General features: G+C 67.9%; 10 protein-coding genes. 2 read left to right on the forward strand and 8 right to left on the reverse strand.

Features of this window, described 5'->3' with window-relative positions:
* From C3Y15_RS30285 to C3Y15_RS30295, 3 genes are all read right to left on the reverse strand, one after another.
* Window positions 1-681, reverse strand: a 681-nt coding sequence (locus C3Y15_RS30285; RefSeq protein WP_134206929.1) for a MotA/TolQ/ExbB proton channel family protein, incomplete at its 3' end; no start/stop codon positions are given.
* Between the two features lie 19 nt (window positions 682-700).
* On the reverse strand, window positions 701-1498 hold the full coding sequence (gene dapB / locus C3Y15_RS30290; RefSeq protein WP_011883258.1) for a 4-hydroxy-tetrahydrodipicolinate reductase: 798 nt from the start codon (window positions 1496-1498) through the stop codon (window positions 701-703).
* A 66-nt stretch (window positions 1499-1564) separates the two neighbouring features.
* Window positions 1565-2371, reverse strand: a complete 807-nt coding sequence (locus C3Y15_RS30295; RefSeq protein WP_014722437.1) for an outer membrane protein assembly factor BamE — start codon at window positions 2369-2371, stop codon at window positions 1565-1567.
* A gap of 142 nt (window positions 2372-2513) precedes the next feature.
* On the opposite strand from C3Y15_RS30295, the gene fur reads away from it, so the two are divergent.
* Complete coding sequence (gene fur, locus C3Y15_RS30300) at window positions 2514-2942, forward strand: ferric iron uptake transcriptional regulator (RefSeq protein ID WP_011883256.1); 429 nt, start codon at window positions 2514-2516, stop codon at window positions 2940-2942.
* A gap of 94 nt (window positions 2943-3036) precedes the next feature.
* On the opposite strand, the gene C3Y15_RS30305 is transcribed toward fur, so the two are convergent.
* From C3Y15_RS30305 to C3Y15_RS30315, 3 genes are all read right to left on the reverse strand, one after another.
* Window positions 3037-3567: an ureidoglycolate lyase gene (locus C3Y15_RS30305; RefSeq protein WP_059740397.1), complete on the reverse strand. Its 531-nt coding sequence runs from the start codon at window positions 3565-3567 to the stop codon at window positions 3037-3039.
* A 14-nt stretch (window positions 3568-3581) separates the two neighbouring features.
* The gene (alc, locus tag C3Y15_RS30310; protein ID WP_046422608.1) at window positions 3582-4589 is read right to left on the reverse strand and encodes an allantoicase; all 1008 of its coding nucleotides are present in this window, start codon (window positions 4587-4589) and stop codon (window positions 3582-3584) included.
* Window positions 4590-4697: 108 nt separating this feature from the next.
* A complete protein-coding gene (locus C3Y15_RS30315) occupies window positions 4698-6020 on the reverse strand; it encodes a C4-dicarboxylate transporter DctA (protein ID WP_011883253.1) in 1323 nt (440 codons plus the stop codon).
* A 212-nt stretch (window positions 6021-6232) separates the two neighbouring features.
* Between C3Y15_RS30315 and C3Y15_RS30320 the strand changes: the two genes are divergently transcribed.
* Window positions 6233-6955: an FCD domain-containing protein gene (locus tag C3Y15_RS30320; RefSeq protein ID WP_014722435.1), complete on the forward strand. Its 723-nt coding sequence runs from the start codon at window positions 6233-6235 to the stop codon at window positions 6953-6955.
* Between the two features lie 169 nt (window positions 6956-7124).
* Here the strand turns inward: C3Y15_RS30320 and gap are convergent, their stop codons facing one another.
* Complete coding sequence (gene gap / locus C3Y15_RS30325) at window positions 7125-8135, reverse strand: type I glyceraldehyde-3-phosphate dehydrogenase (RefSeq protein WP_011883251.1); 1011 nt, start codon at window positions 8133-8135, stop codon at window positions 7125-7127.
* An 87-nt stretch (window positions 8136-8222) separates the two neighbouring features.
* Window positions 8223-10295, reverse strand: a complete 2073-nt coding sequence (gene tkt, locus C3Y15_RS30330) for a transketolase (RefSeq protein WP_046422606.1) — start codon at window positions 10293-10295, stop codon at window positions 8223-8225.
* Between the last annotated feature and the right edge of the window lie 207 nt (window positions 10296-10502).

Here is a 10502-nt window from a genome sequence, read left to right on the forward strand (position 1 = left end):
GGGTTGGGCCGGCTGCACGGGTTGCGCGCACACGAACACGTGCAGGTCGCGCGCGAAGCCGTCGAGCTCCTCGGTGAGCTGGCGCACCAGCCGCCCGAGGATGTTGTACGCGAGCACCGCGGGGATCGCGACGACGAGCCCGAACGCGGTCATGATCAGCGCCTCGCCGACCGGCCCCGCGACGTTCTCGATCTGCGCCTGCCCGCTCACGGCGATGCTGCCGAGCGCATGGTAGATGCCCCATACGGTGCCGAGCAGCCCGACGAACGGCGCGGTGCTGCCGATCGACGCGAGCAGCACCTGGCCGAACTCGAGGCGCCGCTGCGAGCGCAGCATCGCGTGACGCAGCGCGCGCAACACGCGTTCGCCGCGCTCGACGCGCGCGGCCAGCGCGGCGGGATCGTGTTCGTCGGCCGCATCGCGCGCGGCTTCGGCGAGCGGCACGAACACGCGCTCGCGATCGGCGCCGGCGAGCGCGGCGATGCCCGCGTCGAGCGACGCCGCCCGCCAGAACGCGGCGAGCGCGCGCGGCCCCTGCCGCTTCGCGCGGACCAGCAGCCACGATTTGACGAGCAGGAAGCACCAGCTGGCGACGGACATCGCCAGCAGCACGTAGGCGACGGCGTGCGTGATCGCATCGCCGCTTTCGAGGTAGTGGACAACGCCGGTGGGAATCGCCATCGGAGTTTCCCCGTGAGGATCAGCGCAGGCCGAGCACGTCCTGCATGTCGAACAGGCCGGCGCCGCGCGCCGACAGGAAGCGGACCGCACGCAGCGCGCCCTGCGCGTACGACACGCGGCTCGACGACTTGTGCGTGATTTCGATCCGTTCGCCGATGCCGGCGAACAATACGGTGTGATCGCCGACGATGTCGCCGCCGCGCACCGCCGCGAAACCGATCGACGACGGATCGCGTTCGCCGGTCACGCCATGGCGGCCGTACACCGCGCAGTCGTCGAGCGAGCGGCCGAGTGCGCCGGCCACCGCCTCGCCCATCATCAGCGCGGTGCCCGACGGCGCGTCGACCTTGTGACGGTGGTGCGCCTCGATGATCTCGATGTCGTAGCCGTGCGAGAAGTGCTGCGCCGCGAATTCGAGCAGCTTCAGCGTGACGTTCACGCCGACGCTCATGTTCGCCGCGAACACGATGCCGAGCTTCGCCGCCGCAGCCTGCAGCTGCGCCTTCTGCTCGGCCGTGAAGCCGGTCGTGCCGATCACGAGCTTCACGTCGTGGCGCAGCGCGGCCTCGATGTGGGCGATCGTGCCCTCCGGCCGCGTGAAGTCGATCAGGTAGTCGGCCTGCGCGAACACCGCGTCGAGATCGTCGGTCAGCTTGATGCCGGTGTCCTTGCCGACGAACGCGCCCGCGTCCTGGCCGAGAAACGGCGACCCGGCGCGGTCGAGTGCGCCGACGAGCTGCGCGTCGGCATCGTTGAGAACGGCTTCGATCAGCATCCGGCCCATACGGCCCGATGCACCGGCAATCGCAATCTTCATGGCTTTCTACACGACAGGTCTAAAGGCGGGCGGCGCCTGCCGCCCCCGATTCCGCACGCGGGCCGCTTACTGGGCCGGCGCGGTGAGCGGCTGGTTCTGCAGGTTGTCCGCGCCCTGCGGGCCGACCGGCGGCGACGCGTCGTTCGACACGTTCGGCTGCGGCGGACGATGGAACTGGAACTGCGGCTGGATCGCCGGCGCCGCGCCCGGCGGCTGGCCGCCCGGCACCGGCGCGCCGCCCGAGGCCTGCGCGGCCGGCGTGAAGCGACGGGCCGTCGCGCCCTGCCCCGATACCTGGTTGGTCGCGCGGTTCGCCGCGCGTGCGGCCTGCGCGTTCGCATCCTGGTCGAGTGCCGCGGCGGACGCCGGCTCGGCGGCCGGGCTCGCGGCAGCGCTCGCCTGCGCGGCGCTGGCGGCGGCGGCAGCGGCGGCGGCTTCGGACGCCTTCTTCGCCGCGGCAGCGGCCTTCGCCTTCTTGCCGCCGCGATCGCCGTCGATATCGGCGAGCAGGTCGAGCTCGGACGGCAGGTTATCCGCACCCGTCCAGCTGGCGAGGCGGTCGCCCGCGAACGTCAGCACGAGGTCGCGCTGCTGAACCACGGAAGTCGAGCCGCGCTTGAAGTAAAAGAGGTAATCCCAGCGATCGGCGTGGAACATGTCCGACAGCAGCGGCGTGCCGAGCAGCGCGCGAACCTGTTCGCGCGTCATGCCGGCCTGCAGTTGAGCGGCCTTCTCCTGCGACACGAAGTTGCCCTGCACAACCGTGATCCGATAGGGCGTGATGCTCTGCGCGATGCGCTGCGTCACGCTGTCGTACGACGAACAACCCGCCAGCGCGGCAACGGCGGCGGCAGCGATGATGGCACTCCGCATGCGACTCCTCTGAAAGTGCGAAAGAGATTCCGGGAACATTTCCGTCACCGAGCTGGCCCGCCCCGCGGGCCGCGCGTGTTTCTGGAACGGCCAAAAGCCGGTAACATTGAAGCCCTGCATTGTACTCTAGGGATGCCTAGCCATGACCAATCCGACCGATCTCAAGAATATCGGGCTAAAGGCCACCCTACCGCGCCTCAAGATTCTCGAGATCTTCCAGCAAAGCCCGGTGCGTCACCTGACCGCCGAAGACGTCTACCGCAACCTGCTCAACGAGCAGCTGGACATCGGGCTCGCCACCGTTTACCGCGTGCTGACGCAATTCGAGCAGGCCGGCCTGCTGTCGCGCAGCAACTTCGAATCGGGCAAGGCCGTGTTCGAGCTCAACGAAGGCTCCCACCACGATCACCTCGTGTGCCTCGATTGCGGCCGCGTCGAGGAATTCTTCGATGCCGAGATCGAAAGCCGCCAGCAGACGATCGCGAAGGAACGCGGCTTCCACCTGCAGGAGCATTCGCTCGCGATGTACGGCTCCTGCACGACGGAGAACTGCCCGCACCGCAAGCACTGAGACTGAGCGCTCGTCCGCGCATGCGCGACGGCCCGGCCGGCATCCCGCCGCCCGGGCCGTGTCGTTTTTGGCGTCGCCGCCGGCCGGCGCCGCGTCAGGCCGCGCCCGCGCTCGCTGGGCCTAGCCCGAGTTCGAGCACCCACGGGTCGGCCAGCGCGATCTCGTCGCAGTTCGGCTGGGGGCCGCCGCGGTCGACGATCACGAAGTCACTGACCGCGTCGAGCGCGAGCAGCGGATGGTGCCAGACACCTTTTGCGTAGTTCACGCCCTGCCAGCCCTCGGCGACGAACGCGCGCATCGCGTCGGGCCGGAATTCGCCGGCCGGCGCGACGACGATCGCATAGCGCGCGACCGCCGCGAGCGGGATGAATGCCTGGCTGCCGTGCGGATGGCGCTCCATCAGCGTCAGCGCGACGGGCAGCGCGCGCGGCTGCGCGCGAAACACGCTGACGAGCGGCCGGCCGCCGTCCGCGCAGACGTCGATGGTCGCGAGATCGTGGAAGCGCTCGGTCGTACCGCCGTTGATCGGGAAGTGCCGCGCGCCTTCGATCGCGATCACGTCGCCGAACGGCGCGAACGCGTCGCGGGTCAGGGGCTGTGCGCGCAGGATACGGGGTCCGCTCATGCCGATGCCCTCCGTCAGGCCGGTTCGCCCCACAGACGCAGCCGCGACACGCCGCCGTCCGGGAAGATGTTGAAGCGCACGTGCGTGACGGGGCCGAGCGCCGCCAGCTGGTCGAAGGTGTGCACGCGGTCCATCTGGAGCTTCTGCTCGCCGAGCAGTTCGGCCCAGAACATCGCCTGCGTGACGAGCGAATCGTCGGTGCCGCCCGCGACGCGCGCCGCCTGCAGCGAACAGCGGTCCGGGAAGTTGCCTTTGAAGAATGCCGTATCGACGTCGACGCGCCGGATGACGCCCGGCCGCGCGAGCGCGACGATCGCCCAGTCGTTGCCGGGCTCGCGGCGCCGCCGCGTTTCCCAACCGTCGCCCATGTTCGCGCCGCGCCCCGGCATCAGCATCTGCGACGCCGCACCGAAGTGCTGGTTGTTCGCCGCCACCAGGTAGCCGCCGTTCTCGATCGCGGCCAGATCGACGAGTTCGCCGGCCGCCACGTCGTGCCAGTCGCGCTGCGGCTGACCGTACACGCGCAGCCGCGCGAGGCCGCCGTCCGGATACAGGTTCACGCGCAGATGCGTGACCGGCTGCGCGTCGCTCACGCCCACGTAGTGGTGCGCGTTGCCCTGCAGCGTCGTCGCGGGGACGATCGTGCGCCATGCGGCGGCGTCGGGCGGCGTGTCGCCGTCGACGCTGCACGCGTCGATCGACGCGGCCGGCGGAAAGTTGCCGGTGAAGTGGCTGGTGTCCAGATCGACGCCGTGGACCACGCCCGGCCGCGCGAGCCGGATCACGCAGAAATCGTGGCCGGTCGTGCGCTTGCGGCGCGTTTCCCAGCCGTCCATCCACTTGCCGTGGTCGTCGTACTTGCCCGGAATGAACACGGCCGGCTCGGGGTTCAGCATGCGCTCCTTCGGCGCGAAGAACTCGTCGCTGGCGAACAGCGCCTGCGCGCCGAGACGCGGATCGGCGAGGTTCATGTAGCGGCGCGTGAACGCCGGCGCATTCGGATCGAGGATGGGGGCTGCCATGTCGTCTCCACTATCTTGATTTTGGCGGCGGCCGGCGGATCGTCACGCCGGCCGCGGGAAAGGAATTCGCGCGCCGCGGCCGGGGAAGCCGCTACGCGCGCCTGGGGCTCAGAGCGCGTGCGCCTGATCGCCGGCCACCGGTGCGGCGGCGCCCTGCTCGGCCGCCGGCACGTAGCACAGCTCGCGGTTCAGCACGCGCTTGGCGCGCACGCGGTCGATGTCGTTCTCCCAGACCGCAACGACGACCGTCGCGACGCAGTTGCCGATCAGGTTGGTCACGGCGCGCGCGATGCCGACGAACCAGTCGACCGGCAGGATCAGCACGAGGCCGAGCACGGGAATCGCGGGAATCGCCGACAGCGTCGCCGCGAGGATCACGATCGCCGAGCCCGGAATCCCGTGCGCGCCCTTCGACGTGACGAGCGACACGAGCAGCACGACGATCAGGTCGTGCGTCGACAGCGGCGTGTTGGTGGCCTGCGCGATGAACAGCACGGCGAGCGTCAGGTAGATCGAGAAGCCGTCGAGATTGAACGAATAGCCGGTCGGGATCACGAGGCCGACCGTCGAATCCTTGATGCCCATGTATTCGAGCTTGCTCATGACCTGCGGCAGCACCGCGTCCGACGACGCCGTGCCGAGCACGATCGACAGCTCCTCGCGCAGGTAGCGGATCAGCTTGAACACCGAGAAGCCGGCGATGCGCATCACGATGCCCAGCACGACCGTGACGAACACGAAGCAGCTCAGGTAGAACACCGCGACGAGGTAGCCGAGCTGCTTGAGCGACGCGACGCCGTACTTGCCGGTCGTGAACGCGATCGCGCCGAGCACGCCGAGCGGCGCGAGCTTGATGATGAAGCCGATGATGCGGAAGAACACGTGCGACAGCTCGTCGATCAGGCCGTTCACCCGCTGCGCCTTGTCGCCGAGCAGCGACAGCGCCGAGCCGAACAGCACCGCGAACACCAGGATCTGCAGGATGTCGCCCTTCGCGAAGGCGTCGATCGCGGTCTCCGGGATGATCTTCATCAGGTAGCCGGCCGTGTCCTTCAGGCTTTCGGCGTTCTTCGCGTACGTCGACAGCGACGCCGCATCGAGCGAGCGCAGGTCGATGTTCATCCCGACGCCTGGGCGCGTGAGCCAGGCGAGCACGAGGCCGATGCCGAGCGCGAGCGTCGTCATCACCTCGAAGTAGACGACCGCCTTCAGGCCGACCCGGCCGACCTTCTTCAGGTCGCCCGCGTTGGCCATCCCGCTGACCACGACGCAGAACACGATCGGGCCGATGACCATCTTGATGAGCTTCAGGAAACCGTCGCCGAGCGGCCGCAGCGACTCGGCGAAATGCGGGAAGAACGCACCGAGCGCCACCCCGAGAATCAATGCGATGACTACCCGGCCAAACAGCGAATTGAGGAATTTCGACACGGCGCTCTCCCGATCCAACGGTTGCAGTTTCGTCTGTTCATACTGGTATGACCAGTGCTGTTATGGTGGATAGTAGGAAGCCGATATAGTCGCGTCAAGGATGGACAAAATAGGGATTTCCCGCGCTTCGAGCCCGGCACGACGGGGGCCGGAACGCGATGGGTCGTGGCTTACCCGTAGCGCCGTCGTGCGCGGCGCGCGTGCGGATTACAATGCCGGTCAGACCGGCCATTGCACAGATCATGAAAAACGTTCCGCACACCGTGACCGACGCCGCCATCGCGACGATCCGCGACCGGATCGAGGCAGGCGTGTATCCGGTCGGCAGCCTGCTGCCGGCCCAGCGTCAGCTGTCCGAGGAGCTGGAGATCAGCCGCGCGTCGCTGCGCGAGGCGCTGTCCACGCTCGAGGCGCTCGGGATGCTGCGCATCCGCGCCGGCAAGGGCGTCTATGTGGAGAGCGCGCAGGCGAGCGCCGCGCATGCGTGGCAGTTCGCCGAGCAATCGTCGCCGCCCGACACGTACCAGATGCGCTATGCGCTCGAAGGCTTCGCCGCGCGGATGGCCGCGCACGTCGTCACCGACGACGACATCGCGTGGTTCGAGGACAACCTTGCCGAGCTGCACGTCGCCTTGACCGAAAGCGAGCTCGACGAAGCGTCGCGCCTCGACTTCGACTTCCACATGCGGATCATTCATCTCGCCGGCAACGCGGCGATCGAGTCGGTGCTGCGCAGCAGCGCGGACATCATGAAGGAAAGCCAGCGCATGCCGTTCTACCGGCGCGAGCTGCTGCTGTCGACGTGGCAGGAGCACCGCGCGATCGTCGATGCGCTGAGCGCGCGCGACGCGGCCGCGGCGGGCGATGCGATCGAGACGCACATCACGAATGCTGCGCGCCGTGCCGGAATCTTCTTTCCGACGCCGGGCGGTTGACGCACGGCGCGGGCGTCGCATGGCAGTCGCGCACCTGGCGCTCGCGGGCCGGGGAAACGGCTCGGCGCGCTGCTCATGTAGCGCCGGACAATAAAAAACCCGGCCGAATAACCGGGCCGGGTTCGTGCATCGCGCCGGCCGCGTCGCCGCGGCCGCACGATTCGCAGACTTACTTCGCGTTCGCGAATGCGACTGCCGTATCGAGCATGCGATTCGAGAAACCCCACTCGTTGTCGTACCAGCTCGACACCTTGACGAGACGGCCCGACACCTTGGTCAGCGTTGCGTCGAACGTCGACGAAGCCGGGTTGTGGTTGAAGTCGATCGACACCAGCGGTGCGTCGTTGTAGCCGAGGATGCCCTTCAGCGCGCCTTCCGAGGCTTCCTTCATGATCGCGTTGACTTCCTCGACCGTCGTGTCGCGCTTCGCGATGAACGACAGGTCGACGATCGACACGTTGATCGTCGGGACGCGGATCGCATAGCCGTCGAGCTTGCCGTTCAGTTCCGGCAGCACCAGGCCGACCGCCGAAGCAGCGCCCGTCTTGGTCGGGATCTGGCTGTGCGTGGCCGAACGCGCGCGGCGCAGGTCTTCGTGATAGACGTCCGTCAGCACCTGGTCGTTCGTGTAGGCGTGGATCGTCGTCATCAGGCCGGTTTCGAGGCCGATCTGGTCGTTCAGCGGCTTGACGAGCGGCGCCAGGCAGTTCGTCGTGCACGATGCGTTCGAGATGACCGTGTGCTCGGCCTTCAGCACGTTGTGGTTCACGCCGTAGACGATCGTCGCGTCGACGTCCTTGCCGCCCGGCGCCGAGATGATCACCTTCTTCGCGCCGCCCTTCAGGTGGGCGCTCGCCTTTTCCTTCGACGTGAAGAAGCCCGTGCATTCCATCACGACGTCGACGCCCAGCTCGCCCCACGGCAGTTCTGCCGGGTTGCGGTTCGCGAGCACGCGGATCTTGTCGCCGTTCACGACCAGGTAGTCGCCGTCGACCGACACTTCGCCCGGGAACTTGCCGTGCGCGGTGTCGTACTGGGTCAGGTGCGCGTTCGTCTTCGCATCGCCCAGATCGTTGATCGCGACGATCTCGAGATCGTGCTTCTTGCCGTTTTCATAAAACGCGCGCAGCGTGTTGCGGCCGATACGGCCGTAGCCGTTGATTGCGACGCGGATCGTCATGGTCTATCTCCTGATGGCTGAAAAAATTCGTTTCGTGCAGCTTCACGGTGCGACGCGCGCGGCCGGCCGCGCGCGCCGCGAATGCTCTTAGGCCAGCACGGCCTTCGCCGTCTCGATCACGTGCTCGACGGTGAAGCCGAAGTACTTGAACAGCACGCCGGCCGGCGCCGATTCGCCGAACGTGTCGATCCCGACGACGCCGCCTTCGAGGCCGACGTACTTGTGCCAGAACGCGCTCACGCCCGCTTCGATCGCCACGCGGCGCACGCCGTGCGGCAGCACGCGCTCGCGGTACTCGGCGTCCTGGCGGTCGAACACGTTGGTCGACGGCATCGACACGACGCGCGCCGCGATGCCCTGCTGCGCGAGCGGCTCGACGGCCTTCATCGCGAGTTCGACTTCGGAGCCCGTCGCGATCAGGATGATCTTGCGCGCGACGATCTCGTCATCCCAGTCCTTCAGCACGTAGCCGCCCTTCTCGATGTTCGCGATCTGCGCATCGGTACGCGGGTTGAACGCGAGGTTCTGGCGGCTGAAGATCAGGCTCGACGGACGGTCGGCGGCAACCGCGTGGGTCCATGCGACGGCCGTCTCGACCGTGTCGGCCGGACGCCACACGTCGTGGTTCGGGATCAGGCGCAGGCTGGATACGTGTTCGATCGACTGGTGCGTCGGGCCGTCTTCGCCGAGGCCGATCGAGTCATGCGTGAACACGAAGATCGATGGCACCTTCATCAGCGACGCGACGCGCAGCGCGTTGCGGCTGTAGTCGGAGAACGTCAGGAACGTGCCGCCGAACGGCTTGTGGCCGCCGTGCAGCGCGAGGCCATTGATCGCGGCGCTCATGCCGAATTCGCGCACGCCGTAGTTGATGTGGTTGCCGAGCACGACGCCCGCGCCTTCCGGATTCGCGCGCACCGCCTTCGACGCCTTCCAGTTGGTCAGGTTCGAGCCGGTCAGGTCGGCCGAGCCGCCGAGCAGTTCCGGCAGCACCGCGGCGAGCCCTTCGATCGCCTGCTGCGACGCCTTGCGGGTCGCGACCGTCTCGCCGCGCTGGTTCGCGCCGGCGACGATCGCCGCAGCCTTCTCGGCCCAGTCGGCCGGCAGCTTGTTGGCCATCCGGCGCTCGAATTCGGCTGCTTCGGCCGGGTACTTCGCGCGGTACTGCGCGAACGTGTCGCTCCAAGCCGCTTCGGCGCGCTGGCCGGCGTCCTTCGCGTCCCATGCCGCATAGACTTCCTGCGGAATCACGAACGGCTCCCAGGTCCAGCCGAGGGCTGCGCGCGTCTTCGCGATTTCTTCCGCGCCGAGCGCCGCGCCGTGCACGTCGTGGCCGCCCGCCTTGGTGGCCGCGCCCTTGCCGATCACCGTCTTGCAGCAGATCAGCGTCGGCTTGTCCGACAGCTTGGCCTTCGCGATCGCGGCGTCGACCGCGTCGACGTCGTGGCCGTTCACGTTCGGGATCACGTTCCAGCCGTACGCCTCGAAGCGCTTCGGCGTGTCGTCGTGGAACCAGTTGACGACGTCGCCGTCGATCGAGATGCCGTTGTCGTCGTACAGCGCGATCAGCTTGTTCAGCTTCAGCGTGCCGGCCAGCGAGCAGGCTTCGTGCGAGATGCCTTCCATCAGGCAGCCGTCGCCGAGGAACACGTAGGTGTGGTGGTCGACGATCTTCGCGCCGTCACGGTTGAACTCGTCGGCCATCAGCGCTTCGCCGAGCGCCATCCCGACGGCGTTCGCGAGACCCTGGCCGAGCGGGCCGGTGGTCGTCTCGACGCCCGGCGTGATGCCGTATTCCGGATGGCCCGGCGTCTTGGAGTGCAGCTGGCGGAAGTTCTTCAGCTCTTCGATCGGCAGGTCGTAGCCGGTCAGGTGCAGCAGCGAGTACAGCAGCATCGAGCCATGGCCGTTCGACAGCACGAAACGGTCGCGGTCTGCCCAATGCGGGTTCGTCGGGTTGTGCTTGAGGTGACGCGACCACAGCGCCACGCCGATTTCGGCCATGCCCATCGGCATGCCGGGGTGGCCGGAGTTCGCTTGCTGGACGGCGTCCATCGCGAGCGCACGGATCGCGTTGGCCATCAAAGTGGTAGAGGCGGGAGACGAAGTCGTCATGTCGAGTCCGGAGAACGAGTCGAGGAAACGGGAGCACGGCGGCATCCGGAAGCTCGAGCGTCGAACGTTCCCGGCGCGCGATGCGGCGCCTGAAGGACGCGAAGCGGACGGAGCCGACGGACGGGGCTGCAAAGCTCGGCATTTTAACAGATGGGCCGACATTTCCCCTGCCGGCGCTCCGTGTTCTGGCACGCATTTCCGGCAAACCGCGCGCCTCCTATAATTCAGGCGTCGGAACTGCCCGCCCCGCGC

Source organism: Burkholderia sp. B10, from assembly GCF_004368385.1.
GTDB classification, from domain to species: domain Bacteria; phylum Pseudomonadota; class Gammaproteobacteria; order Burkholderiales; family Burkholderiaceae; genus Burkholderia; species Burkholderia vietnamiensis.

Excerpts from the sequence above, each read along its gene's own strand:
- alc (WP_046422608.1), bottom strand. The coding sequence starts at position 4,589 with ATGGCAGCCCCCATCCTCGATCCGAATGCGCCGGCGTTCACGCGCCGC.
- fur (WP_011883256.1), top strand. The coding sequence starts at position 2,514 with ATGACCAATCCGACCGATCTCAAGAATATCGGGCTAAAGGCCACCCTA.
- C3Y15_RS30295 (WP_014722437.1), bottom strand. The coding sequence starts at position 2,371 with ATGCGGAGTGCCATCATCGCTGCCGCCGCCGTTGCCGCGCTGGCGGGT.
- tkt (WP_046422606.1), bottom strand. The coding sequence starts at position 10,295 with ATGCCGCCGTGCTCCCGTTTCCTCGACTCGTTCTCCGGACTCGACATG.
- dapB (WP_011883258.1), bottom strand. The coding sequence starts at position 1,498 with ATGAAGATTGCGATTGCCGGTGCATCGGGCCGTATGGGCCGGATGCTG.
- C3Y15_RS30305 (WP_059740397.1), bottom strand. The coding sequence starts at position 3,567 with ATGAGCGGACCCCGTATCCTGCGCGCACAGCCCCTGACCCGCGACGCG.
- C3Y15_RS30320 (WP_014722435.1), top strand. The coding sequence starts at position 6,233 with ATGCCGGTCAGACCGGCCATTGCACAGATCATGAAAAACGTTCCGCAC.
- gap (WP_011883251.1), bottom strand. The coding sequence starts at position 8,135 with ATGACGATCCGCGTCGCAATCAACGGCTACGGCCGTATCGGCCGCAAC.